Annotated in this window: 21 protein-coding genes and 1 pseudogene; 13 read left to right on the forward strand and 9 right to left on the reverse strand. The window is 69.9% G+C overall.

Going from position 1 to position 23,797, the window contains the following annotated elements:
- Positions 1 to 133: 133 nt before the first annotated feature.
- Positions 134 to 1,498, reverse strand: coding sequence for an ABC transporter substrate-binding protein (locus AB0I38_RS39275; protein ID WP_358495286.1), 1,365 nt, complete (start codon positions 1,496 to 1,498; stop codon positions 134 to 136).
- A gap of 36 nt (positions 1,499 to 1,534) precedes the next feature.
- The gene (locus AB0I38_RS39280; RefSeq protein ID WP_358495291.1) at positions 1,535 to 2,422 is read right to left on the reverse strand and encodes a sugar phosphate isomerase/epimerase family protein; all 888 of its coding nucleotides are present in this window, start codon (positions 2,420 to 2,422) and stop codon (positions 1,535 to 1,537) included.
- Between the two features lie 113 nt (positions 2,423 to 2,535).
- On the opposite strand from AB0I38_RS39280, the gene AB0I38_RS39285 reads away from it, so the two are divergent.
- From AB0I38_RS39285 to AB0I38_RS40485, 3 genes and pseudogenes are all read left to right on the forward strand, one after another.
- Positions 2,536 to 3,585 (forward strand): zinc-dependent alcohol dehydrogenase, encoded by a 1,050-nt coding sequence (locus AB0I38_RS39285; protein ID WP_358495294.1) that lies wholly within the window; start codon positions 2,536 to 2,538, stop codon positions 3,583 to 3,585.
- The gene (locus AB0I38_RS39290; protein WP_358495297.1) at positions 3,582 to 4,367 is read left to right on the forward strand and encodes a sugar phosphate isomerase/epimerase family protein; all 786 of its coding nucleotides are present in this window, start codon (positions 3,582 to 3,584) and stop codon (positions 4,365 to 4,367) included. The genes AB0I38_RS39285 and AB0I38_RS39290 overlap by 4 nt, the downstream gene beginning before the upstream one ends.
- A pseudogene (locus AB0I38_RS40485) lies at positions 4,364 to 5,542 on the forward strand (MGH1-like glycoside hydrolase domain-containing protein); the annotation flags it as partial. The gene AB0I38_RS39290 and the pseudogene AB0I38_RS40485, both read left to right, overlap by 4 nt.
- A gap of 9 nt (positions 5,543 to 5,551) precedes the next feature.
- On the opposite strand, the gene AB0I38_RS39295 reads toward AB0I38_RS40485, so the two are convergent.
- Together AB0I38_RS39295 and AB0I38_RS39300 are read right to left on the reverse strand one after the other, a co-directional pair.
- Complete coding sequence (locus tag AB0I38_RS39295) at positions 5,552 to 6,655, reverse strand: zinc-dependent alcohol dehydrogenase (protein WP_358495300.1); 1,104 nt, start codon at positions 6,653 to 6,655, stop codon at positions 5,552 to 5,554.
- Positions 6,648 to 7,781: a Gfo/Idh/MocA family protein gene (locus AB0I38_RS39300; protein WP_358495305.1), complete on the reverse strand. Its 1,134-nt coding sequence runs from the start codon at positions 7,779 to 7,781 to the stop codon at positions 6,648 to 6,650. Before AB0I38_RS39300 ends, AB0I38_RS39295 begins: the two co-directional genes overlap by 8 nt.
- On the opposite strand from AB0I38_RS39300, the gene AB0I38_RS39305 reads away from it, so the two are divergent.
- Positions 7,728 to 8,702 carry a glucosyl-3-phosphoglycerate synthase gene (locus AB0I38_RS39305; protein WP_358495308.1) on the forward strand — a complete coding sequence of 325 codons (975 nt, stop codon included), beginning with the start codon at positions 7,728 to 7,730 and terminating at the stop codon, positions 8,700 to 8,702. The genes AB0I38_RS39300 and AB0I38_RS39305 overlap by 54 nt on opposite strands.
- The gene (locus tag AB0I38_RS39310) at positions 8,699 to 9,823 is read left to right on the forward strand and encodes a glycosyltransferase (protein ID WP_358495311.1); all 1,125 of its coding nucleotides are present in this window, start codon (positions 8,699 to 8,701) and stop codon (positions 9,821 to 9,823) included. Before AB0I38_RS39305 ends, AB0I38_RS39310 begins: the two co-directional genes overlap by 4 nt.
- Here AB0I38_RS39310 and AB0I38_RS39315 read toward each other — a convergent pair.
- Positions 9,820 to 10,614 (reverse strand): universal stress protein, encoded by a 795-nt coding sequence (locus AB0I38_RS39315; protein ID WP_358495315.1) that lies wholly within the window; start codon positions 10,612 to 10,614, stop codon positions 9,820 to 9,822. The two genes, AB0I38_RS39310 and AB0I38_RS39315, sit on opposite strands and share 4 nt — an antisense overlap.
- A 77-nt stretch (positions 10,615 to 10,691) precedes the next feature.
- Here AB0I38_RS39315 and AB0I38_RS39320 point away from each other — a divergent pair, with 77 nt between their 5' ends.
- Both AB0I38_RS39320 and AB0I38_RS39325 read left to right on the forward strand, forming a co-directional pair.
- Entirely contained in the window at positions 10,692 to 10,994 is a 303-nt protein-coding gene (locus AB0I38_RS39320) for a hypothetical protein (protein ID WP_358495318.1), read from the forward strand.
- 99 nt (positions 10,995 to 11,093) lie between these two features.
- Positions 11,094 to 11,642, forward strand: a complete 549-nt coding sequence (locus AB0I38_RS39325; protein ID WP_358495322.1) for a phosphatase PAP2 family protein — start codon at positions 11,094 to 11,096, stop codon at positions 11,640 to 11,642.
- On the opposite strand, the gene pip is transcribed toward AB0I38_RS39325, so the two are convergent.
- Complete coding sequence (gene pip / locus AB0I38_RS39330) at positions 11,596 to 12,567, reverse strand: prolyl aminopeptidase (protein ID WP_358495328.1); 972 nt, start codon at positions 12,565 to 12,567, stop codon at positions 11,596 to 11,598. The two genes, AB0I38_RS39325 and pip, sit on opposite strands and share 47 nt — an antisense overlap.
- A gap of 58 nt (positions 12,568 to 12,625) precedes the next feature.
- Here pip and AB0I38_RS39335 point away from each other — a divergent pair, with 58 nt between their 5' ends.
- Complete coding sequence (locus AB0I38_RS39335) at positions 12,626 to 13,537, forward strand: threonine ammonia-lyase (protein ID WP_358495332.1); 912 nt, start codon at positions 12,626 to 12,628, stop codon at positions 13,535 to 13,537.
- Here the strand turns inward: AB0I38_RS39335 and AB0I38_RS39340 are convergent.
- Together AB0I38_RS39340 and mscL are read right to left on the reverse strand one after the other, a co-directional pair.
- Positions 13,534 to 14,106 (reverse strand): hypothetical protein, encoded by a 573-nt coding sequence (locus AB0I38_RS39340; RefSeq protein ID WP_358495335.1) that lies wholly within the window; start codon positions 14,104 to 14,106, stop codon positions 13,534 to 13,536. The genes AB0I38_RS39335 and AB0I38_RS39340 overlap by 4 nt on opposite strands.
- A gap of 85 nt (positions 14,107 to 14,191) precedes the next feature.
- The gene (mscL, locus tag AB0I38_RS39345; RefSeq protein ID WP_358495338.1) at positions 14,192 to 14,611 is read right to left on the reverse strand and encodes a large conductance mechanosensitive channel protein MscL; all 420 of its coding nucleotides are present in this window, start codon (positions 14,609 to 14,611) and stop codon (positions 14,192 to 14,194) included.
- Between the two features lie 285 nt (positions 14,612 to 14,896).
- Here mscL and glgX point away from each other — a divergent pair, with 285 nt between their 5' ends.
- From glgX to treZ, 3 genes are read left to right on the forward strand one after another with little or no spacing between them, the layout of a single operon-like run.
- The gene (gene glgX, locus AB0I38_RS39350) at positions 14,897 to 16,990 is read left to right on the forward strand and encodes a glycogen debranching protein GlgX (protein WP_358495343.1); all 2,094 of its coding nucleotides are present in this window, start codon (positions 14,897 to 14,899) and stop codon (positions 16,988 to 16,990) included.
- Positions 16,983 to 19,109, forward strand: coding sequence for a malto-oligosyltrehalose synthase (treY, locus tag AB0I38_RS39355; RefSeq protein WP_358495349.1), 2,127 nt, complete (start codon positions 16,983 to 16,985; stop codon positions 19,107 to 19,109). The genes glgX and treY overlap by 8 nt, the downstream gene beginning before the upstream one ends.
- A complete protein-coding gene (gene treZ, locus AB0I38_RS39360; protein ID WP_358495354.1) occupies positions 19,099 to 20,805 on the forward strand; it encodes a malto-oligosyltrehalose trehalohydrolase in 1,707 nt (568 codons plus the stop codon). The genes treY and treZ overlap by 11 nt, the downstream gene beginning before the upstream one ends.
- Before the next feature lie 135 nt (positions 20,806 to 20,940).
- Here treZ and AB0I38_RS39365 read toward each other — a convergent pair whose 3' ends face one another.
- Positions 20,941 to 21,960 (reverse strand): winged helix-turn-helix transcriptional regulator, encoded by a 1,020-nt coding sequence (locus AB0I38_RS39365; RefSeq protein WP_358495360.1) that lies wholly within the window; start codon positions 21,958 to 21,960, stop codon positions 20,941 to 20,943.
- A 62-nt stretch (positions 21,961 to 22,022) separates the two neighbouring features.
- On the opposite strand from AB0I38_RS39365, the gene AB0I38_RS39370 reads away from it, so the two are divergent.
- Positions 22,023 to 22,820, forward strand: a complete 798-nt coding sequence (locus AB0I38_RS39370) for an ABC transporter permease (protein ID WP_358495365.1) — start codon at positions 22,023 to 22,025, stop codon at positions 22,818 to 22,820.
- Positions 22,820 to 23,749 carry an ABC transporter ATP-binding protein gene (locus AB0I38_RS39375; protein ID WP_358495368.1) on the forward strand — a complete coding sequence of 310 codons (930 nt, stop codon included), beginning with the start codon at positions 22,820 to 22,822 and terminating at the stop codon, positions 23,747 to 23,749. Before AB0I38_RS39370 ends, AB0I38_RS39375 begins: the two co-directional genes overlap by 1 nt.
- The last annotated feature ends 48 nt before the right edge of the window (positions 23,750 to 23,797 follow it).

Raw genomic sequence — 23,797 nt, forward strand, 5'->3', positions numbered from 1 at the left:
GGCCGCGGGGCATGCGGTTGCTGCGCGGGGAGGCTCGCCATTGGGCGAGCCGATGAACCGCGAACCTCAACGCGACCTCCTCCTCATGGGGTAGTTGCCGTTGGAATCCCCCGCCTCCGGGCGGGGGAGGATGTCAATGCCGGATCCCGCGCTTGATGGTCTCCACGTCCGTCTTGGCCTGCGCGGCGGCCGCCTGCGGGGTGAGGGAGCCGTCGACGATCGCGCTCAGCGCCTTGGGCACCGGCAGCTCGCCCATCGTGGCGCCGACCAGCTTGCCCTGCCCCTGCGGGATGCCCCAGCGGCCGAGCGTGTCGGGGCTGGTGCGCAGCGCGTCGAGGACGTCGGCCGGGTAGACGTCAGCCAGCGGCTTCTTGGTGTCGACGCCCGCGGGCAGCTCGTTCCACTTGGTCTCGAAGCCCTTACGCGTCGGGAACTTGCCCTCGGGAGCCATCCCGATCCACCGCTCGTAGCCCTCGTTCATCGCGTACGCGATGAACTTGGCGGCCGAGTCCTTGGCCGCGTCGCGGGTCACGACCCAGGAGACGACCTCTCCGTACTGGGCGGGCGCGCTCCCGTCGGGGCCCTTCAGCGCGGTGACGACGCCGGTGTTCTCGGCCAGCCACTGCGAGTCCTCACGGCACTGCGGGCAGCTGGGCGTCGCGTCCTTACGCAGCCCCGCCAGCTCGTCCAGGATGAACGACGACCAGATGGTCATCGCGGCCTTGCCGGAGAAGTAGGTGGCGCGGGTGGAGTCGACGTCCTGCTTGCCCTTGACCGAGTAGTCCTTCGCCAGCTTCGAGTAGAACTCGAAGGCTTTCACGCACTGTGGCGAGTCGATGGCGACATTTCCGGAATCGTCGACGAGCTGGCAGCCGTTCGCCAGCGCCACGTGCTCGAAGCTCTGCGCGGTGAACGAGTCCTTGGGCGCGATGGCCAGGGTGATGCCCGCGACCCCGCCCGTGTTGAGCCTGCGCGCCGCCGCCTCCAGCGCCTCGTACGTGTCCGGCGGCTGGAGCCCCGCCTTCTCGAACAGGTCCTTGCGGTAGAGCACGAGCTGCGCCCACCCGTCGCTCGGCACAGCCAGCAGCTTGCCGCCGGAGGTGTCGAGTTCGAGCGCCCGCTGGGAGAACGAACTCCTGCCGAGCTGGTCGACGACCTTGCCGGGGGTCTCGGTGTCGAGCAGGTCGTTGGCCTCCATCTCACGCACGGCCGACAACGGCAGGGCCCCGATCACGTCGGGAAGGTCACCGGCCGCCGCGGCGGTGGTGAGAACCTGGCTGAACTGGTCTTCGGCCACTCCGGTCAGCTTGACCTTGATCCCGGTCTTCTGGGTGAACTCGGCGGCGATCTGTTTCTGCACGTTCATCCGGTCGGGGAGGTTCTCCTCGGTCCAGACGGTGATCTCGTTGGCGGTGGTCTCGCTGTCGTCGCCGCACGCGGCCAGGGTGGCCGTCGCCAGGAGTGCGGCGGAGAGGACGGCGGTTAACCTACGCGGCATGTGCACGCTCCTCAGAACGGGAATATGCCGCCCCCTTTACCCCCGCACGAGGTGACGCAACGTGCCATACGCGATACCGAGACCGGTCCGTACTTTTTCCGGGTCGCCGCTCCACACGGGGTCCTCGTGCTCCACTGACACGACGCCGTCATAGCCGCCGTCACGCAGCGCGTCGATCACCTGCTGCCACGCGATCTGCCCCAGTCCCGGCACGCGGAAGCGGTACCAGCCTTTTTCGCCGCTGATCGGCCCGTAGAAGCCGAAGCGATTGATCTTTGCTGGCAAGATCTCCGTGTCTTTCGCCTGAACATGCGAAATTTCCGATATATACGGCATAGCGGCCGAAACCGGGTCAATTCCCAGGGCTATGAGGTGTGAAGGGTCGTAGTTGAGCTTCAGCCCGAGGGCGAACATCCACTCCCACAACTCGGGGGAGTAGGCCAGGTTGCCCGGGTAGCCGTCGGGGTGCCAGCTCTTCATCGGGCAGTTCTCGATGACGAGCTCGACCCCGTGGTCCTCGGCGTACGCGACCAGGGGCTTGAACACGCCGGCGGCGCGCTCCAGGTTGTCGCGCACGGGCAGCCCGGGGTCGCGCCCGACGAACGTGCCGACGGTCGGGCAGCCGAGCGCCGCCGCGGCGTCGACGCAACGCCGCAGGTGGGCGTTCACCTGATCCCCTTGGTGAGGGTGCAGATTGTTCTCGTAGTAGGCGATCGAGGAAAGGGTGAGTCCGGTCTCCGCGAAGATTCGCCCGACGCGATCACATTCGGCCTCGTCGAAACGATCTACTCTGATGTGATTTCGGGGGTCGGGCGAGGGCCATCCAGCCACCTCGAGTGCTTCGAAGCCTTGCTCCACAGCCCATCGTGCGATTTCGGCCAGGTCGTTATCGGGAAGACATGCTGTCAGGAACCCCAATTTCATCGGTTACCTCCTGCGGAAGTCCTAGACTTACGAGTGTTCTTGGCGCGACTATAGTTTGCAAACACGTAATAAATCTTTGTCTTTTACTTGATCACTAAGCATAAGTGTGGGCAATGCACGTCATCAGCTTCGAAGAACCAGGCCGGGTCCGCGTCGGCCTGGAGCCCCCCGCCGACCTCCAACCGGGCTGCGTACGGGTCCGTACGATCTACTCCGGAGTGTCGGCGGGCACCGAACTCACCGCCTATCGCGGCACCAACCCCTACCTGGGCCGCAAGTGGGACACCGAGCGGCGCCTGTTCGTCGACGGACAGACCCATGCCTACCCGCTGACCGGCTGGGGCTACCAGGAGGTCGGCGAGGTCGTCGAGGCGGCGCCCGACGTCGCCGGCCCGCCCGTCGGCAGCCTCGTCTGGGGCATCTGGGGCCACCGCGCCGAGGCCGTCGTCCCGGCCGAGCGGCTGGCGGGCCACCTGCTGCCGCCCGGCGCCGACCCGCTCACCGGCGTCTTCGCCCGCGTCGGCGCCATCGCGCTCAACGCCGTACACGCCGCCGACGTGCACCTCGGTGACCAGATCGCGATCTTCGGGCAGGGCGTCATCGGCCTGCTGGCCACCCGCATGGCGGTGCTCAGCGGCGCGCGGGTGGTCGCCGCCGACGCCATCCCGGCCCGGCTGGAACTGGCCAGGCAGTACGGCGCCGCCGAGACGTTCGACGTGAGCTCGGGCGATGTGGGTTCGGGATCGGTCGCCGAGTACGTGCGCAAGCGGATCGAGGGCGCCGACACCGCCATCGAGCTGAGCGGCAGCCACCAGGGCCTGCACGAGGCGATCAGGACTGTGCGCAGAGGGGGCCGGGTGGTCGCCGCCGGCTTCTACCAGGGCGACGGCATCGGGCTCCGCCTGGGCGAGGAGTTCCATCACAACCAGGTGCAGCTCGTCTCCTCCCAGATCGGCGGCGTCGCCTCGTGGCTGGCGCACCGCTGGGACGTCGAACGCCTCCAGCGCACCTTCATGGAGCTCGTGCAGCGGGGCGAGATCGAGGTTCTCGACCTGGTCAGCCACGTCGTCCCCGTCGAACGGGCCGCCGAGGCCTTCGACCTGATCGACCTGCACCCGTCAGAGGTGCTCCAGCTCGTCTTCCAATTCGAGGAGCAACAGTGAAGCTCGCCGCCCAGGAACAACTCCTTCCCGGCCGGACGCTGCAGGAGAAGTTCGCCTTCGCCGTCGAGGCCGGCTTCGACGCCATCGAACTGCGCGGCAAGGGCGACTTCCACTTCGCCGGCCGCCTCACCGAGCTCAAGCGGGCGCGGGCCGACGGCGTGGTCATGCCGACCGTGTGCGTGGACATGCCGCACTTCATCGGCGACTTCGACGCCGCCAGGCGCACCGACGCCATCCAGCAGCTCAGGTCGCAGCTCACGGTCATCGCGGAACTCGGCGGCATCGGCGTGATGACCCCGGCCTCCTGGGGTCAGTTCTCGCGCAGGCTCCCGCCGTTCGAGCCGCCCCGCGGCCCCGAGCAGGACCGCGAGGTGCTGACCGAGGCGCTGGGCGTCCTCGGTGAGCACGCCCAGCGCAACGGCGTGCTGATCATGCTGGAGCCGCTCAACCGGTACGAGAACCACATGGTCAACACGCTCGCCGACGCCGTGTCCTACTGCTCCATGGACTCGATCCGGGTCGCCGGCGACACGTACCACATGAACATCGAGGAGGACGACCCCTGCCGCTCGCTGCTGGACGCCGCCCCCTACCTCGCGCACATGCAGATCAGCGAGTCCAACCGCAACCAGCCCGGCACCGGCCACCTCGACTGGGGCGCCCAGCTGGCCGCCCTCGACGCCGCCGGCTACGACGGCTATCTGGCGCTCGAGTGCCGCCTGCGCGGTGAGCCCGAGACCGCCCTGCGCGAGACGGCGTCCTTCATCAGGAAGTTCCTATGATCCTTCGCGATGCCGTACGCATCCTGGTCGGCAACTGGGACGGCAGCTACACCGTTCCCTCGCGCCGGCTCTACCCGCACCAGTGGAGCTGGGACTCCGCCTTCATCGCGATCGGCAACGCCCGCTGGGCCCCGCGCCGGGCCCGGTCGGAGCTGCTGACGCTGTTCGGGGCCCAGTGGCGCGACGGCAGGGTGCCGCACATCGTGTTCAACCCCAAGGTGCCGCTGGGCGCCTACTTCCCCGGCCCGGAGTTCTGGGACGTGCGGGCGCCGTCCGGCTCGGCCACCTCCGGCATCGTGCAGCCGCCGGTGCACGCGCTGGCCGCCTGGCGGGTGCACCAGGCCGAGCCCGACCCGGCGTTCCTGCGCCGGATCTATCCCCGGCTGGTGGCGCAGCAGCACTTCCTGCGCACCGCCAGGCGCTCGGCCGACGGCCTGATCTCGATCGTGCACCCCTGGGAGTCGGGCATGGACAACAGCCCCGCCTGGGACGGGCCGCTCGCCGCCGTCGAGGCCGAGTCGTCCGGTGTCACGCGCAGGGACCTCAACCACGTCAGCGCCGACGAGCGGCCCACCGACCGCGACTACGAGCGCTACACCGCGCTCGCCCGCGCCTACCGCGACTCCGGCTACCGCCGCCCCGGCGCGTTCTGCGTCGAGGACCCGCTGTTCAACGCCGCGTACGGGATGGCGGAGGCGACGCTCGCCAAGATCGCGGAAGTGTGCGGCGGGGATCCCGAGCCGCACCTGCGCGAGGCCGCCGCGATCACCGAGGCGATGGTCGAACACCTCTACGACGACGGCCTCTTCCAGGCCCGTGACGTGCTCACCGGCTGCCTGATCCGCTCCAACAGCGCCGCCGGCCTGGTGCCGCTCATCCTGCCCGGCCTGCCGCGCGAGATCGTCAATGGGCTGATCGGCACCGCGCTCGACCGCTTCGGGCTGAAGGACGGCGTGCTGCCCAGTTTCGCCCCGGCCGCGCCCGAGTTCGACCCCGCGCGCTACTGGCGCGGCCCGAGCTGGATCAACCTCACCTGGCTGGTCTGGCAGGGGCTCCGGCGCCGCCGCCCCGACCTGGCCGCCCCGCTGGCCGACAGCGTGATCAGGGCGGTCAGGCAGGCGGGATTCCGCGAGTACTTCGACCCGTTCAGCCTGCGGGGCCACGGCTGCCACGACTTCAGCTGGTCAGCGGCGCTGCTCCTCGACGTGGTCGCAGAGCACGGCCTGGACGGCGTGCCGCCTGCGGGCCGCAAGGTCGGACAGCAGCCCGGGAGCCTCGGCGAAGCCGACGACATCGGTGACCACGTGCTCGCGTAGCAACGGGCCGCGCTGCCTGAGCAGGGCGATCGTCTCGTGCGAGAGCCGCTCGCGGTCCCACAGGTGGGCCAGGCCGCGCGGCACCCTGCCGATCTGGGCGCAGCGCAACGTCAGCCCGTTGTGGTGGAACTCCTCGCCGAGCCGCACCTCGTCCGCGCCCTGGGTGTAGAACGCCAGGTCGATGACCGTGCCCTGCGGCCGGAGCACCTTGAGCGCCAGGGCCAGCGCCCGGGTCTGCCCCCGGCACTGGAACACCACGTCGGCCCCCCGGTCGTGCGGCCCGTGCCGCCAGCGTCGCTTCAGCTCGACCGCCGGATCGTCGTCGAACTTCAGCACGTGCGCGCCCAGGGACTCGGCGATGCGCAGCCTGGCCGGGGTCTCGTCCACGACCACCACCTCGGCGGCGCCGTACGCGATGGCGAACGACGCCGTCAGCAGGCCGACCACGCCCGCGCCCACCACCACGACCCGCCGCCCCCGCACGCCGTCGCCCAGCTCGCGGACCGCCGGCCCGTGCAGGTCGGCGGCGGCGTGCAGCAGGCCGTTGGCGCAGATCGGGCCCATGTGCGCGACGTAGATGCCGAGCACCGGATCGAGGTCTTCGGGCAGCTCCACGAACCGGTCGGCCATCGGGTCGGCCACGTAACCGGTGCGGTGCCCGTAGGTCATCGCGACCAGCGAGCCCTCCCGCACCGACCGGGTACGGGTCTCGACGACCTTGCCCACCTGCATGTAGCCGATGCCGCGCACCGGGTAGGCGATCGACGGCGTGCCGGTTACGAACAGCCCGAGCGCCTGGTCCCACGAGGAGACCAGGTAGGGGTTGCTCCCCTTGACGTAGGTGAGCTCCGTGCCCGCCGAGATGCCGCTGTGCGTGGTGGCCACCCGGAACCCGCCCTCGGGCACGTCGGCCAGCTTCTCCTCGACGAGTGCGATCTCGCCGGGCGCCTCGATGCTCAGCACCTCACCCATCGAGCATCACCGGCCTCCGTTCCTTCGCCGACCGCGCGAGCGCGAGCGCGAGCCGGTGGGTCCGCAACGCCTCCCGGTACGGCACGCGCACGTCCGCGTCCTTCCCCTGGACGGCGTCGATGAACGCCCGGTCCACCCGCGTCTTGGCCTGCCCGCCGTCCTGGACGTGCGTCTCACCGTCGATCATCAGCCCGGTCTCGCTGAGGTCGAGCGCGATGCCGTCGGCGTGCACCTCCAGGCCCACCCGGTGCTTGTGCCGCAGCAGGCTCGTGGTGGCCAGCAGCCCGGTCGCCCCGCCGGCGAACCGCAGCACCGCGGCCGTCGCCCGGTCCACCTGCCCGTTCACCTGCCCGTCCACTTGCCCATCCGCCTGGCCCTCGGCTGGTACGGCGTGCACCATCGTCGCCTCGCCCACCAGCAGCCGGGCCAGGTCGAGCACGTGCACCGCCTGTTCGACGATCTGGCCGCCGGACCTGCCGGGATCCAGCCACCAGCCGACCGGGGGCACCTTGTCGAGCCAGTGACCGAGGGCGAGCCGTACCGGACGGCCGGCGAGCAGCTCCCGCGCCCGCTCGACGATGTCCAGATAGCGCCAGTGATGGCCGACCGCGGACGGCAGGCCGCGCCGGTCGAGTTCCGCGGCGACGGCCTCGGCGGTGGCCAGGTCAAGCGAAAGTGGCTTCTCCACAAAAATCGGGAGATCGCACGACAAAGCATCAAATTCCGGGTTACCGTGCGCGAAGGGAGGGACGCAGACATAGACCGCGTCCAGGCCGCCCGCTTCGAGCAGCGCGCCGTGCCCGCCGTAGGCGGGACAGTCGTACTGCGAGGCCAGGGCCTTGGCCCTGAGGGGATCCGTGTCGGCGATGCCGGCGATCGTCACGTCGGCGAAGCCGGACAGGACGTCCGCATGGCGAGCGGCCACATTTCCGGCACCAATGATGCCGATACGCGTGATAGGGGACACATCCCGGCATATCCCACATAGGCGGGCAATCAAACAACATGTTCGAACCCGCGGCAAAAGGGCAGATGTCGCCGACCGTGGACAGACGAGATCGGGGCTGAGTGCATGAAAGCAGACCTGCGGAGCTTGGCCAGAGTCCAGGAATGGTATGGCCCCCATACGAGCACGGCCGCGGAGTGGCCGCTGGACGCTCTCCTCCTGGCCAAGGGCACGACGACGGTGAGCGTCGTGCTGCCGGCGCGCGACGAGGAGCGGACGGTCGGCGACATCGTCCGCGTGATCCGCCGTGACCTCGTCGAGCGAACCCCCCTGGTGAACGAGATCCTGGTCGTCGACTCCAACTCCACCGACGCGACCGCGGCCCGGGCCGCCGCCGCCGGCGCCCGGGTGGTCGCCCAGGACGCCGTGCTCTCCCAACTTCCCCCGCTCACCGGCAAGGGCGAGGCGCTGTGGAAGGGCCTGGCCGCCACCAGCGGCGACATCGTCGTCTTCGTCGACGCCGACCTGCGTGACTTCGGCGCGCACTTCGTCACCGGGCTCCTCGGCCCGCTGCTCGTGGACCCCGACATCCAGTTCGTCAAGGGCGCCTACGAGCGTCCCTTCACCGGCGCGGACGGCGTGGCGCGGCGCGGCGGCGGTGGCAGGGTCACCGAACTCGTGGCCCGCCCCCTCCTCAACATGTTCTGGCCCGAGCTGGCCGGGTTCGCCCAGCCACTCGGCGGCGAGTACGCGGGCCGCCGCGCGATCCTCGAACAGGTCCCCTTCGTCACCGAGTACGGGGTGGAGTTCGGGCTGCTCGTGGACCTGCTGGAGCTGGCCGGGCTGGACGCGCTGGCCCAGGTCGACCTCGGCACCCGCGCGCACACCCACCAGTCGACGACCGCCCTCGGCCGGATGGCCGGGCAGATCCTGCAGACCGCCTGGTCACGGCTGGAGCGCCAGGGACGCCTCTTCGCAGCCGAGCCGCCCGCCCACACCCTGCTGCAGTTCGGGCTGGACGGGCAGGCCGACCTGGTGGACGTGGCCGTGGCCGAGCGACCTCCGCTCGCCTCGCTCGTACACGAGGAGGACGTGGCGTGAACGTGCTGGTGAACGCGGGACCGTGGCTGCAGGTCCCACCGCCCGGATACGGCGGGATCGAGAACGTCGTGGCCACCCTCGTGCCTCCGCTGCGCGAACGCGGGGTCAGGGTGATCCTGGCCTCCGTCGGGTCGAGCACCCTTGAGGTGGACGAGCTGATCAGCGTCTATGACGAGGGCCGGTTCTCCGAGCTGCAGAAGCCGTACAACCAGGTCATGGGGATCGCCCACGCCCATCAGGCGATGGTGGCGCGCGAGCTGGCCCGCCGCGACGACGTGGACCTGGTGCACGACCATCTTGAGGTGGTCGGCCCGGCCGTGCTGGCCGCGCTGGGCGGCCCGCCCGTGCTGCACACCCTGCACTGGGACCTGCGCAAGCATGCCGCCTTCTACGAGGCGTTCCCGTCGTCGATCGCGGTCAACGGCGTCTCCGAGTCGCAGCTGCGGCGCGCGCCCGACGCCCTGCGCGCGGCGTCGCTGGGCGCGATCCACCTGGCCACCCCCATGACCGGCCGCGAGCCGCACGGCCCGCGCGGCGAGTGCTTCGTGGTGATGGGCCGGGTCTGCGGGCTCAAGGGCCAGCACGTGGCCGCCCGAATCTGCCAGAAGCTCGGCCTGCCGCTCGTCCTCGCCGGGCCGGTCAGCGGCCTCGGCACCCAGGCCGAACTGGAGATGGTGGCCCAGAATCCCGATCATCCGCTGCACGGCCATCCCGACGTGCGCTACCACCTGGACGTCGTGTCCGCCTATCTCGACGGCGACCTGGTCCGGTGGGTCGGCGCGGTGGAAGGCGCGGAGCGCGACGAGCTCTACGCCTCCGCGCGCGCCGCGCTGTTCCCCATCCAGTGGGACGAGCCCGGCGGCACCGCCGTCGTCGAGGCGCTGGCCCTCGGGGTGCCGCCGGTCGGGCTGCGCCGCGGCTGCCTCCCCGAGATCATCGACCACGGCCGCACCGGCTTCCTCGCCGACACCGAGGAGGAACTGGCCGAGTGGCTGCGGCGGGTGGACGAGATCGACCCCGAGGAGTGCCGCCGCGAGGCCGCTCGCCGCTTCTCGCCCTCGGTGATGGCCGAGCGCTACCTCGAGATGTACGAGACGGTCGTCGCCAGGAGCCGGCCCTAGGCGTAGCCGCGCGGCAGCACCGTGACCGGCCGTGGTGAGGCTCGCAGCACCTTCATGGCCAGCTCTCCGAGGAACACCCGGTGCGGCTGCGCGTCCTCGCTCGCCGCGCACACCAGCAGCTCACCGGGCAGCCACTCCAGTGTCTCCAGCGCGGTGGTCACGTCGTGCGCCTCGGCGACCTCCGTCTCCGCCTCGATGCCGGTGCTCTCCCAGGCGAGTCGTACGGCCAGGGCCAGATCGTCGCGGAGCCGGTCGGGATCGTCGGTGCGCAGGTCGAGCGTGATGAGCCGGAGCGGGACCCCGAGCCGCAGAGCCGCCTGGGCCACCCGCTCGACCGCCTCGTCACACTGCGGCCGGTGCACGTAGGCCAGCGTGAGCCTGGAGGGCGCCCCGACCGGCTGGTAGCCGGCGGGTGCCAGCAGGACCGCCTCGGACGACAGGTGCAGCAGCCGGTCGGCCGTGGAGCCGAGCGCGATGCGCTCATGCCGGCCGCCGCCCGCCGAGCCGACCACGATCAGATCGGCCCTGATCCGGCTGGCCAGCACCGAAAGCCCGCGCCCCGAGCCCCGGCTCTCGAACGTGAGGAAGTCGGCGGACAGGTCGCCCAGTTCCGCCGCCGCCTGAGTCAGGCCGGCCTGCGCCTCGACCGCCTGCCCCGGACTGCCCGGAGGGTAGATCGTAGCCACGGTGAGCTCCCCGCCGGTGACCCCTGCGATGGCGGCGCCGAGCGCCAGGGCGTCGTGTCCCCCAGGGCCGGTGGTGTAGCCGACGATCACGTGCTCTCCGATCACGCCTGCCTCCCTACCCGCTCTCACCTGGGAATACGCGAACCTTTTGGCGAGTTGTAAACCTATGGAGGCGCACGAAATTGAAGATCACTCTTGACACTCGATTCAACGGATCCCTGGGCCCGATCACGCTGCGTGAGGCCGTCAAGCAGCTCAAGGCGCACGAGCTCGCCTGTACCGTAGCCCCCGATCATCTTGACGAGAAGGTCACCATCTTCTCCTCCTGCGTGGAGCGCGGGTTCACGCCGCTCCGCAGCGAGATCATGGCGGCTTACTACGTCGCCGAGCTCGACGCGACGACCGAGGCCTTCAACCGCGGACTGATCACCGAGGGCGAGTTCACCCAGAAGCGGCTCGACCTGGCCCGACAGGTTCTTCGCTGATCAGCCGAATGGCCGATGGCTTTCGTCCTTCAGATCGAAGCGAGCGGTGCTGATCATCCGTAAGGTCGTATGCATCGACCGTTCACGGATGGGATCCCTGTGTACCGCGACATCGCCGACTACGCTCTCAGCACGCCCGGATGGCTGCACACGCTCGCCGAGGTGGGCACCGACGCCGGGTTGTTCATCTTCATGGCCCTCTTCGGGCTGTGCTGGTGGCGGGCGCGGCGCGCGGACGCGCGCGACCTGGCGATCGCCATCGCCGGGCCCGCGGGCATCGTGGGCGCGTACATCGTCAGCGAGATCCTGAAGCTCCTGATCAAGGAGGACCGGCCGTGCCGGGGCGGAGTCGCGACGATCGCGCCGTGCCCGCCCCCGACCGACTGGTCGTTCCCCAGCAACCACGCGGTGATCGCCGCCGGCGCCGCCGGCACGCTCATCCTGGCCTGGCGGGCGCTGGCCTGGGTGGTGCTGCCGCTGGCGGCCGTCATGGCGTTCTCGCGGGTCTTCGTCGGCGTGCACTATCCGCACGACGTGGCCGTCGGCTTCCTGCTCGGCCTGGTGCTCGCGCCGCTCTTCGCGCTGCTGCTCGTCGGCGCCGTCACCCCGGTGGTACGTCTCGCGCGAAACCGTCTGTCGCCCGGATGAGCCGGTCCACGATGCCCGGCTCGGTGGCGGAGTGCCCGGCGTCGTCCACGACCTGCAGCTCCGCCTCGGGCCAGGCCCGGTGCAGGTCCCAGGCGGTGGCCATCGGCGTGCACACGTCGTAGCGGCCCTGCACGATCACCGCCGGGATGTGCCGGATCCGGTCGACGCCGCGGATGAGCTGGTCGGGCTCGAACCAGCCCAGGTGCCGGAAGTAGTGGTTCTCGATCCGGGCGAACGCCACCGCCATCCGCTCCTCGCCGAACGTCTCGACCAGCGCGGGATCCGGCAGCAGCGTCACCGTGCCCCCCTCCCAGCGCGACCAGGCCTGGGCCGCGGCCAGCCGCGCGACCGGATCCTTCCCTTCGAGCCGGGAGGCGAAGGCGGCGATGAGGTCATCGCGCTCCTCGGCGGGGATCGGTTCGACGAACGACTCCCACAGGTCGGGGAACAGGTGGGACGCCCCCTCCTGGTAGAACCACCGCAGCTCGGGCGGTCGCAGCGTGAAGATCCCGCGCAGCACCAGCTCCGTCGTCCTGCCGGGATGCGCCTGCGCGTAGGCCAGCGCCAGCGCGCTGCCCCACGAGCCCCCGAACACCTGCCAGCGGCCGATCCCGAGGTGCTCGCGCAGCAGCTCCATGTCGGCGACCAGGTGCCAGGTGGTGTTGGCCGCCAGAGACGTGTCCGGGTCGCCGGCATGGGGGAGGCTGCGCCCGCAGTTGCGCTGGTCGAACAGGACCACGTCGTAGAGCTCGGGATTCCACTGCCGGCGGTGCGTGGCGGTGCACTCGCCGCCCGGCCCGCCGTGCAGCATGACGGCCGGCTTGCCATCAGGGCTGCCGCAACGCTCCCAGTAGATCTGGTTGCCGTCGCCCACGTCCAGCAGGCCGGAGTCGTAGGGCTCGATGGGCGGATAGTGGGTTCTCATGCGGACAGATCCTGCCACGCCGTGCCGCCCGCGTTGATCGGAACGTAGGGTGGGCGGCATGCGACTGGTGGAGATCGCCGACATCCGGGCCGCCGCCGAGCGGATCACCCCGGTCGTCGTCCACACCCCGCTGGTGCCCGTGGACGGGCTCTGGATCAAGGCCGAGAGCCTGCAACGGGTCGGCTCGTTCAAGATCCGCGGCGCCTACAACGCCGTAGCCTCGCTGCGCCCCTCCGGCGTCGTCACCCACTCCTCCGGCAACCACGGACAAGCCCTCGCCTACGCGGCCCGGGAGTTCGGGGTGCCGTGCGTGGTCGTGGTGCCCGAGGGCACGCCGCAGGTCAAGGCGTCGGCCATCGAGAGCTACGGCGCCGAGCTGATCGTCGTGCCGCCCGAGCAGCGGCTCTCCGCCGCCGAGAAGCTGGTCGAGGAGCGCGGGCTGACCATGATCCCGCCGTACGACCATCCGGCCGTCATCGCCGGGCAGGGGACGATCGGGCTGGAGATCCTGACCGATCTGCCCGAGGTCGAGCTGGTGCTGGTGCCGGTCAGCGGGGGCGGGCTGGCCTCCGGCATCGCCGCCGCGATCAAGGCGTCACGCCCCGACATCCGGGTGCTCGGCGTGGAGCCGGAGCTGGCCGCCGACGCCGCGGAGAGCCTGGCGGCCGGACGGCCGATCGCCTGGGAGCCGGCCAGGACGTTCCGCACGATCGCCGACGGCCTGCGCGCCGACCTGTCGCCCCTGACCTTCGCCCACCTGCGCCGGCACCTCGACGGCATCGTCACCGTCTCCGAGGACGAGATCCGGCAGGCGATGCGCCACCTCTTCGGCTCGGCCCGCCTCGTGGCCGAGCCCAGCGGCGCCGTCACGACCGCGGCCGCCCTGTCGGGCAGAGTCCCCGCCGGGCGCACCGTGGTCATCCTGTCGGGCGGCAACGTCGACCCCGACCTGTATCGCCAGGTGATCTAAACCCACTCGTGCCGGTCGAGGAAGGCCCGATCGCCGATGGCGTACTCATGGAAGGCCCGCTGCACGTCGGCCAGGTCGCCGACCATGGCCCGCGACAGGGTGCCCTCCTTGTACTCCAGCTCGTAGCCGGGGGACACCTGGATGAAGTGCCGCCCGAAGGTGACCAGGGCGACGAACGGATTCTGCGCCGACAACGTGGCCAGCACATCGTGCACCAACCCGAGATCGGGATCGTGCACGATCAAACCGTCTCCGGTGTGCAACTGCATGCCCTGGTAGACGCCGAGCGGCGCCACGTTGTGCAGCAGATCGCGCTGAGGGTCGTAGCAGACGAGCCCGTGGGCCCGGGCCGCCGTGAACACCTGACCGGACATCTCATCCATGGTGTCCAGGTCCATCGTCACCAGCACGTGCCCCGGATAGACGGTGACGACCCCCGGCAACTCCTTCGCCACCTCCGGAGCCTCACCTCCGGCAGGCTCGCTCTTCTTGACCGCCAGATACGTGGCCCGCGCCTGGTCCCTGGAGATCGGGGTGGGTTCGTCCCAGACCATCAACTCAACGCTCACCCCGCCCATCCTGCCCAACCGATGGCCGCCTTGAAGCCCACAACCAGCCAAATCCCCCACCGCATTCGCCCTGGCCGGATGAGGGCTACCTGGGCTTCTCCGATTCGGGCACCAACTCGACCGTGCAGTGGGCACACCGCCGCGCCTCGACCGGGATCTCGCTGAGACAGTCGGGGCACTCCTTGGTCGTGGCCGCCTTGTCCCGGTCGAACACGCTCATCAGCCGGGTCATCGGCATCACGACCAGCCAGTAGACCACCGCCGCGATGATCAGGAACGTGATCAGGTGGTTGAGGAAGTCGCCGTACTTGAACTCACTGCCGTTGACCGTGAACGAGTAGTCGGCGAAGTCCGGCTGCCGGCCCCCGGTGGCCGCCCCGATCAGCGGCGTGACCAGATCCTCGACCAGCGCCTGAACCAGCCCGCTGAACGTCGCCCCGACGATCACGGCCACGGCCAGCTCGACGATGTTGCCGCGTAACAGAAATCCCTTGAATCCGCCCATGGCGTGGGCACATAACCAGGGCTGGCGGCTCGAAACCGAGCGTGGACGTTCGCGCAGGTCGTGGTCCTCGTCAGGCGCCTGAGCTCAACCGGCGGGCGCCGGGCGCGGCTAAGGAGCGAATCGCGGGGAAGGACCCTGAGCGGTCTGCTGGGGGAGGGGAGCGAGTGTGGTGACGAGTCACGTCACGACGTGCGGAAACGTTCATCCGCGTACACGGCCGAACACGCCGGGCTTGTCGGGTGCGGCGGGGGAACGGAACATGGGGAAGAACCGCAAGGAGCTTCGATGATCGAAATCTGGCCCGGAGACCCTTATCCCCTCGGGGCTACCTATGACGGCGCGGGCACCAATTTCTCCCTCTATACGGAGGTCGCGGACCAGGTCGAGCTCTGCCTGTTCGACGAGGCCAACAGAGAGTCGCGGGTGCCGCTGAACGAGGTCGACGGGTTCATCTGGCACGGCTACCTGCCCGGGGTCGGGCCGGGGCAGAGGTACGGCTACCGGGTCCACGGGCCCTACGACCCGGCGCACGGGCTGCGGTGCAACCCGGCCAAACTGCTGCTCGACCCGTACGCCATGGCGATCGAGGGCGGTGTCACCTGGAACGAGGCGGTCTACGGCTACCGGTTCGGCCAGCCCGACTCGCGCAACGACCTCGACTCGGCGCCCTTCATGCCGCGCTCCATCGTGGTCAACCCGTTCTTCGGGTGGGGGCACGACAGGCCGCCGTCCACGCCGTACCACGACACGGTGATCTACGAGGCGCACGTGCGCGGGCTGACCATCAGCCATCCCAAGATCCCGGAGCGGATCAGGGGCACCTACGCGGCGCTCGGGCATCCGGAGATCGTCGACCACCTGACCAAGCTGGGTGTGACGGCGCTCGAACTGATGCCGGTGCACCAGTTCGTCACCGACGACATCCTGGAGCAGCGCGGCCTGTCCAACTACTGGGGCTACAACTCGATCGGGTTCTTCGCCCCGCACAACCGCTATTCCAGCCAGGGGCAGCGTGGTGGCCAGGTGCTGGAGTTCAAGGCGATGGTGCGCGCCCTGCACGAGGCCAACATCGAGGTCATCCTCGACGTCGTCTACAACCACACCGCCGAGGGCAACCATCTCGGCCCCACGCTGAGCTTCCGGGGCATCGACAACCCCGACTACTACCGCCTGGTCGACGACGACCCGCGCTACTACATGGACACCACGGGCACGGGCAACAGCCTGCTGATGCGTTCCCCGCACGTGCTTCAAATGATCATGGACTCGTTGCGCTACTGGGTCACCGAGATGCACGTCGACGGGTTCCGCTTCGACCTGGCCTCCACCCTGGCCCGGGAGCTGCACGAGGTCGACCGGCTGAGCGCGTTCTTCGACCTGGTGCAGCAGGACCCGGTGTTGTCCCAGGTCAAGCTGATCGCCGAGCCGTGGGACGTGGGGCCCGGTGGCTACCAGGTAGGCAACTTCCCGTCGCGGTGGACCGAGTGGAACGGGCGCTACCGCGACACGATCCGCGATCTGTGGCGGGGGCAGCCGGCCACGCTGCCTGAGTTCGGCTCCCGGATCACCGGGTCGAGCGACCTCTACCAGGACGACAGCCGCCGTCCCGCCGCCTCGATCAACTTCGTCACCTGCCACGACGGCTTCACCCTGCAGGATCTGGTCTCGTACAACGACAAGCACAACGAGGCCAACAAGGAGGGCAACCGCGACGGCACCGACGACAACCGCTCCTGGAACTGCGGTGAGGAGGGCCCGGCGGGGCTGCCCATCGAGTCGCTGCGCGAGCAGCAGAAGCGCAACTTCCTGACCACGCTCTTCCTGTCGCAGGGTGTCCCGATGCTCTCCCATGGCGACGAGCTCGGGCGCACCCAGCGTGGCAACAACAACGGCTACTGCCAGGACAACGAGCTGACCTGGGTCGACTGGTCCGACGTCCGCGAGAACTGGCTGCTGCTGGAGTTCACGCAGAGCCTGGCCGCGCTGCGTAAGAAGCATCCGGTGTTCCGGCGCAGGAGGTTCTTCTACGGCAAGCCGGTGCGTGGTCTGAACGACATCGCCTGGCTCACCCCCTCAGGTGAGGAGATGACCGACGGTGACTGGAACGTCGGATACGCGAAGTCGCTGGCCGTGTTCCTCAACGGCGAGGCCATCACCGAGCCCGACAGGCGTGGCCGGCCGATCCGGGACGACTCGTTCCTGCTGCTGTTCAACGCCCACCACGACACGATCAGGTTCACCATCCCCAAGGACTATGGCGAGATGTGGCTGACAGAGATCGACACGGCGATGCCGATCAGTGTGGACATCCGGATGTGCCGGGCCGGAGAGGGAGTGGCGGTGCCGGGGCGCAGTGTGCGGGTGCTGCGTCGTGTCTAGGCCGACCTCGACCTACCGGGTCCAGCTGACGCCCGACTTCGGGTTCGCGCAGGTGGCGGAGATCGCCGGCTATCTGCGCGAGCTCGGGGTCAGCCACGTCTACCTGTCGCCGATCTTGCAGGCGACCCCCGGCTCGCGACATGGCTACGACGTCACGGACCACTCCAGGATCCGCGAGGAGTTCGGCGGCGCCAAGGGCTTCCGGGAGATGGCCGAGACGCTGGCCGCTCACGACCTGGGCATCATCGTCGACATCGTGCCGAACCATATGAACACCACCAACGCAGCGTTCTGGTCGGTGCTCAAGGACGGCCCGGCCTCGCCGTACGCCGACTGGTTCGACATCGAGTGGATCGACGGGAAGGTGGCGCTGCCGGTGCTGGGTGACAGCACCGAGCCGGTCGTCGACGGCGACGTGCTGCGCTACCACGAGCACACTTTCCCGCATCCCGGGCACTACCGGCTGGTCGACTGGCGCGAGGGGCCGGGCTACCGGCGGTTCTTCGACGTGTCGACCCTGATCGGGCTGCGGGTGGAGGATCCGGCGGTGTTCTTCGCCACCCATGAGGTGATCTTCCGGCTACTCGACGAAGGGCTGATCGACGGGCTGCGGATCGACCACCCCGACGGGCTGGCCGAGCCGCGTGGCTATCTGGAACGGCTGCGCGACAGGTCCGGCGGCGCCTGGACGGTCGTGGAGAAGATCCTGATCGGTGACGAGCGGCTGCCCGATGACTGGGCCTGCGACGGCACCACCGGCTACGAGGTGCTCAACCGGGTCAACGGCCTGTTCGTCGACCCGGCGGGCGAGCGGCCGCTGATCGAGCTGTTCACCAGGCTGACCGGCGGGCCCGGCCGCTACGCGCCGGTGATGGCCCAGGCCAAGCGCGAGGTGCTCGACCTGTTCTTCGGCGCCGAGGTGGGCCGGCTGGCCCGGGCGGCCTCCAGCGACCCGGCCGCCGTCGCCGAACTGCTCGCCGCGATGCCGGTCTACCGCGCGTACGTCGTGCCCGGCGAGGCGCCGCCGCCCGAGTCGGTCGAGATCGTCGAGCGCGCCGCCGCCACCTGCTCACCCGCCGTCCGGCCGCTCGTCCAGCAGGTCCTGTACGGTTCGCCGGAGGCGATCACCCGGTTCCAGCAGACCTGCGGGCCGGTCATGGCCAAGGGGGGCGAGGACACCGCGCTGTACCGGTGGTTCCCGCTGTCCTGCCTGAACGAGGTGGGCGGCGAGCCCGACAGATTCGGGTGCTCGGTGGCCGAGTTCCACGCCTACTGCGCCGACCTGCGGCCGCACACCATGACCACGCTGTCCACGCACGACACCAAACGGTCGGAGGACGTACGGGCCCGGCTGTCGGTGCTGTCCGAGCTGCCGGAGGAGTGGGCGGCGGCGGTCACGGAATGGTCAGAGTCCGTGCGCCTCGACCCCGACCTCGACTACCTGGCCTGGCAGAACCTCATGGCGGCGTGGCCGATCTCGGCGGAACGGTTCACCGACTACCTGCTGAAGGCGGCCCGCGAGGCCAAGACCGCTATTTCGTGGATAAATCCGGATGCGTCGTACGAACAGCGGCTGCGCGACTTCGCCGAGGCGGCCGTGAAGCTCCCGGTCGGCGAGTTCACCGCGCGGATCGACCGCCACGCGATGTCCAACTCGCTCGGGGCCAAGCTCGTGCAGCTGATGATGCCCGGGGTGCCCGACGTCTACCAGGGCAACGAGACGACCGACTTCTCCCTGGTCGATCCGGACAACCGGCGTCCGGTGACGTTCCCGGCGACGCCGGCGACCTCGTGGGACGAGGCCAAGCTGCTGGTCACGACCCAGGCGCTGCGGCTGCGACGCCGCCTGGACGCCGCCGCGCCGTACAGGCCGATGGAGGCGGACGGGGAGGCGGCGGAGCACGTGATCGCCTTCGCTCGTGGCGACGACGCCGTCGCGGTCGCCACCCGGCTCCCCGTCGGTCTCGCCCGCCGCTCGGGCTGGGGGGCCACCACGCTGACGCTGCCCGCCGGCTCCTGGCGCGACCTGCTCACCGGTGAGCTCCACGCCGGACGGGTCGCGCTGTCATACCTGCTCGACCGCCACCCCGTCGCACTCCTGGAGAGACATGCTCTTTGAGGTCTGGGCACCCAAGGCCACGGCTGTCGAAGTCGACGTCCTCGATGGGCGCCGGCCGATGTCCCCCCGGGAGGGCGGGTGGTGGGCGGTCGAGGTGCCCGAGGCGACCCACGGCACTCGTTACGGGTTCGTCCTCGACGGGGACGGGCCGTACCCCGACCCCCGGACGAGGCGGCAGCCCGAAGGCATCTTCGGACCCAGCGCCGTTTACGAGGACGCGCGCTTCACCTGGGCCGACGACGAATGGACCGGCCGCGACCTGCGCGGTTCGGTGATCTACGAGATGCACGTCGGCACGTTCACCCCGGAGGGCACCTTCGAGGCGGCGATCGACCGGATCGGGCACCTCGTGGAGCTCTGCGTCGACTTCGTGGAGGTCATGCCCGTCGCGCCGGTGCCCGGCGGGCGCAACTGGGGTTACGACGGGGTCGACCTGTACGCGGTCAACGAGACGTACGGCGGGCCTGACGGGCTCAAGTCGTTCGTCGACGCCTGCCACCGCAACGGCATCGGCGTCATCCTCGACGTCGTCTACAACCATCTCGGGCCGTCGGGCAACTTCCTGCACCCGTTCGGGCCGTACTTCACCGGGTTCAGCGGGAGCTACTGGGGCGAGGGGGTCAACCTCGACGGGCCCGGCTCCGACGAGGTGCGCCGCTACCTCATCGACAACGCGCTGCAGTGGCTGCGCGACTACCACATCGACGGCCTGCGGCTCGACGCCGTGCACGCGCTGCACGACAAGCGGGCCACCCACCTGCTGGCCGAGCTGTCCGCGGAGGTCGACGCGCTGGCCTGCACGCTCGGCCGGCCGCTGTCGCTGATCGCCGAGTCCGACCTGAACGATCCGCGCATGGTCCGCTCGCTGGACGCGGGTGGCCTCGGCATGACCGCGCAGTGGAACGACGACGTACACCACGCCCTGCACACCGCCGTGAGCGGCGAGAGCCACGGCTACTACGAGGACTTCACCGGCCTGCGGGCCCTGGCCAAGGTGCTGACCGGAGGCGTGCTGCACGACGGCGGCCACTCGACCTTCCGCGGCCGCCACCACGGGGCGTCCTACCAGGGGGTTCCGGGGCACCGGCTGGTCGCCTGCCTGCAGAACCACGACCAGATCGGCAACCGCCCCATGGGCGACCGGCTGCCGATGACCGCGCTCAAACTGGGCGCCGGGCTGCTGCTGACCTCACCGTTCACGCCGATGCTGTTCATGGGCGAGGAGTGGGGGGCCGCCACGCCGTTCCTGTTCTTCTCCGACCACGTCGAGCCGCAGCTGCGCGAGAGCGAGGACGAACGCCGGCGGATCGAGTTCGAAGGGTTCGGCTACACCTGGGACGCGCCCCACCCCTCGGACGCGAAGACCTTCCACCAGTCGAAGCTTGACTGGGGCGAGCTCAAGGACGAGGACCACTGGTCGCTGCTCTGCTGGTATCGCGACCTGATCGCGCTGCGCAAGGCCCTCCCGGAGCTGTGCGACCCGCGGCTGGACCGGGTCAGGGCGGAGTTCGACCCCGGCGGGAAGTGGCTGGTCATGTGGCGGGGGGCGCTGGCCGTCGCGGTCAACTTCGGGACCGAGTCGGTGACCTTACCTCTTGAGGTGGGCAGCGTCCTGCTGGCGTCGGACGAGCCCGTCTCGGTGAGCGCCGAGGGGCTGTGGCTGCCCGGTCAGGCCCTGGCGATCTGCCGCCCGTAGTCCTGCCCCGTGGTCCTGCCCCCGTAGTCCTGGCGTCGCGTCTGGAGTCGTGCTGAACGCTACGTCCGCTGCGGTCACGACCACGGCCACGGTCGTGATGGTGCGCGCAGTCCTTGAAGGCCATGGTGCGCGGTCCTATGGCGCGGGAGTCCGGGCTATGGTGCGGGCGGCTTCGAGGGATTCGGCGACGGCCTCGGGGATGTCGAGCACCGGGAAGATGACATGGCGCACGGTGCGGGCGCGGTCGGCGATCAGGATCACCCGCTTGAGGCGGAGAGCCTGCCCAGCCCTGAACGTGGGCAGCCGCAGTGCCGCCGCCAGCCGCAGGTCCATGTCGGAGAGCAGGGCGAACGGGAGGTCCTCGGCGGCGGCGAAGGCGGCCTGCTCGTCGGGACGCTGGGTGCTGACGCCGTGGATGGCGATGTCGTGGGCGGCGAACTCCGGCTCCCGGTCACGGAAGAGGCGGTTCTCCAGCGTGCAGCCCGCCGCACCCGGCACCTGGCCCCAGTAGGGCGGCAGGGGAGCGGGCACGCCCGGCGCCGGGAAGCCGAACAGCACGGTCGCGGCCGCGTCCGCCACCACGTCGGCATCTCGCGGCGAGGGGCCGTCAGGCAGTGGATCCGATCCGGCGGAGGACGGCGCCGGTCCGGGGGCGCGGCGGGAGTCGGGTCCGCGGACGCCGGTGGGTGACGGGGGTCGGTTCTCGGCTGACGAGGACGTCGCAGGGAGTGTGGCGGGGAGCAGGAAGGGGGCGGGGATGCGGGTGCCGAGCAGGGCGTGCAGGCGGGCGGCGGTCGAGCTCCGGGGTGCGGCGACCCCGGTGAGGGTGCCGTCGCCGAGGAGCCAGCGGTCCGCCCAGTCCTGCATGGTGATCAACATGGGGGCGAGCGCCCAGCCCGCGTCCGTCAGCACGTACTCGTGCCGCACCGGCCCCGTCTGGTAGGGCTCCCGCGCCAGCACCCCGTGCTCCACCAGGTGTTTGAGGCGTTCGGTGAGCACCTTGCGCGAGATGCCCAGCTCGCCGAGCAGGTCGTCGAACCGGTGGTGACCCTGCGTCACCTCCCGGAGGATGAGCAGGCTCCACCAGTCGCCGATCACGGCCGCCGCCTGGGCGATCGAGCACTGGGCGTCCTGCGCGCGTAGCTCCCTGGCCATGAAGGGACTTTACCTGACCGTCAGTCTCTGATAAAAACTGAGTCAGTTCCCAAAGGAGACTTATGGCAGTGGCATGGGCGACCCTCAGACGGTCGTGGCTGGTGACCAGGCGGGCCTACCCCTGGTCCTACTTCATCAGCACCCTCTTGCTGGGTGTCTTCACCATCGGTCTGGGCTACCTCGGCTTACGGGCCATCGCGGGCGACCAGGTGTCGGCAGAGTTCACCGGCATGGCGGGCACCGGCGACTACCTCGGTTACATCGCGGTGGGGGCCGCGGCCTACATGTTCGTCGTGCACGGCATTCTGTGGGCCGGCAAGGCCATGCTCCAGGAGCAGCGTGAGGGCACGATGGGCGCGCTGATCGTCGCGCCGGCGCGCCGCCTGCCGTACCTGCTGGGGTTCTCCGCGTTCGCGGCCACCGCCGTCGCGATCGAGGTGGCGGTCCTGCTCGGCTTCGCGGCGCTGTTCGGGGTGCGGCCGGCGACCACGGGAGCGGTGGACGCCGTGCTCGCCGTCGTGGGGCTGGCCCTGGCCGTGTTCGGGATGTCGGTGGTGCTGAGCAACGTGATGATCGTCGCGGGCGAGGCGCACATCACGCAGAACACCGTCTTTTACTCGATCGCCCTGCTGTCCGGGTTCACCTTTCCGAGGGACTACCTGCCCGAGGTGTTCCAGTGGCTGGGTGAGCTGGTGCCGGTGACGGCGGCCATGGACGTGATTCGCGGTGTCTTCACCGGTGGCACCGGCCTGCCGCTCGACCGCCTGGGCGTCGCCGTACTGATCAGTCTGCTCTACGTCGCCGCCGGGCTGCTCTCGATGCCCTGGGCGGAGCGCAGGGCCATGGAAAGGAGTTACTGATGATCGAGACCATCGGCCTGCGTAAGGAGTTCGGCGCGAAGGTCGCCGTGGACGGGCTGAACCTGACCATCCCCGGCGGCCGGGTCACCGGACTGCTCGGCCTCAACGGCGCGGGCAAGACCACCACGATCAAGATCCTGGCCACGCTGCTCCGGCAGACGTCCGGCACGGTGACCGTGGGCGGACTCGATCCCGTCAAAGATCCACATGCCGTACGGAAGAGGATCAATCTGATCGCGGGCGGCGAGCGCATGGTCTACGCACGGATGACCGGTCGTGAGAACCTGTGGTACTTCGGCCAGCTCTACGACGTCCCCTCCAAGGTGCTCAAGACACGCATCGAGGAGCTCCTCGAGCTCGTCGGGCTGACGAGCGCCGCCGACATCCGGGTCGAGCGATACTCACGGGGGATGACCCAGCGCCTGTCCATCGCTCGCGGTCTGATCAACGATCCCGACTACCTGCTGCTCGACGAGCCGACGCTGGGCCTTGACGCGCCCATCGCCCGCGACCTGCGCAAGGTCGTGGCCGGACTGGCCGAGTGCGGCAAGGGAGTGCTGCTCACCAGCCACTACCTGGCTGAGGTGGAGCAGCTCTGCGCGCACGTGTACGTGATCGGCGGCGGCCGCCACCTGGCTCAGGGCGCGCCCGCCGAGCTGATGGCCCAGACCGGATGCCACCGCACGGTGCGCGTCACGGTCACCGACCTCACGCCACGGATCCGGGCGGCCGCGCTGGCCTTCGACGACGCCGTACGGTTCGCGCCTGGAGGGGTCGTCGAGCTCAACCGGCCCGGTGAGGTCGCGGGAGCGCTGACGACGACGATCATCGAGGCGGGCGGCACCCTCGGCGGGCTGGAGATCGTCGAGCCGTCGCTGGAGGACGCCATCCTGGCGCTCAACGACCGGTCACCGGCGGTGGTCGCGTGATCCGGCCATCGAGGAGCGTGATGTGCGCGGCCTGCGAGCTCGATCCGG

It is taken from the genome of Nonomuraea cavernae, from assembly GCF_040655715.1.
Lineage (GTDB): Bacteria > Actinomycetota > Actinomycetes > Streptosporangiales > Streptosporangiaceae > Nonomuraea > Nonomuraea cavernae_A.

Coding starts and splice junctions, on each gene's coding strand:
- treZ (WP_358495354.1), top strand. CDS start 19,099: ATGCTCTTTGAGGTCTGGGCACCCAAGGCCACGGCTGTCGAAGTCGAC.
- mscL (WP_358495338.1), bottom strand. CDS start 14,611: ATGGGCGGATTCAAGGGATTTCTGTTACGCGGCAACATCGTCGAGCTG.
- pip (WP_358495328.1), bottom strand. CDS start 12,567: ATGAGAACCCACTATCCGCCCATCGAGCCCTACGACTCCGGCCTGCTG.
- glgX (WP_358495343.1), top strand. CDS start 14,897: ATGATCGAAATCTGGCCCGGAGACCCTTATCCCCTCGGGGCTACCTAT.
- AB0I38_RS39370 (WP_358495365.1), top strand. CDS start 22,023: ATGGCAGTGGCATGGGCGACCCTCAGACGGTCGTGGCTGGTGACCAGG.
- AB0I38_RS39365 (WP_358495360.1), bottom strand. CDS start 21,960: ATGGCCAGGGAGCTACGCGCGCAGGACGCCCAGTGCTCGATCGCCCAG.
- AB0I38_RS39335 (WP_358495332.1), top strand. CDS start 12,626: ATGCGACTGGTGGAGATCGCCGACATCCGGGCCGCCGCCGAGCGGATC.
- AB0I38_RS39295 (WP_358495300.1), bottom strand. CDS start 6,655: ATGGGTGAGGTGCTGAGCATCGAGGCGCCCGGCGAGATCGCACTCGTC.
- AB0I38_RS39300 (WP_358495305.1), bottom strand. CDS start 7,781: ATGGGGGCCATACCATTCCTGGACTCTGGCCAAGCTCCGCAGGTCTGC.
- AB0I38_RS39280 (WP_358495291.1), bottom strand. CDS start 2,422: ATGAAATTGGGGTTCCTGACAGCATGTCTTCCCGATAACGACCTGGCC.
- AB0I38_RS39285 (WP_358495294.1), top strand. CDS start 2,536: ATGCACGTCATCAGCTTCGAAGAACCAGGCCGGGTCCGCGTCGGCCTG.
- AB0I38_RS39375 (WP_358495368.1), top strand. CDS start 22,820: ATGATCGAGACCATCGGCCTGCGTAAGGAGTTCGGCGCGAAGGTCGCC.
- AB0I38_RS39275 (WP_358495286.1), bottom strand. CDS start 1,498: ATGCCGCGTAGGTTAACCGCCGTCCTCTCCGCCGCACTCCTGGCGACG.
- AB0I38_RS39305 (WP_358495308.1), top strand. CDS start 7,728: ATGAAAGCAGACCTGCGGAGCTTGGCCAGAGTCCAGGAATGGTATGGC.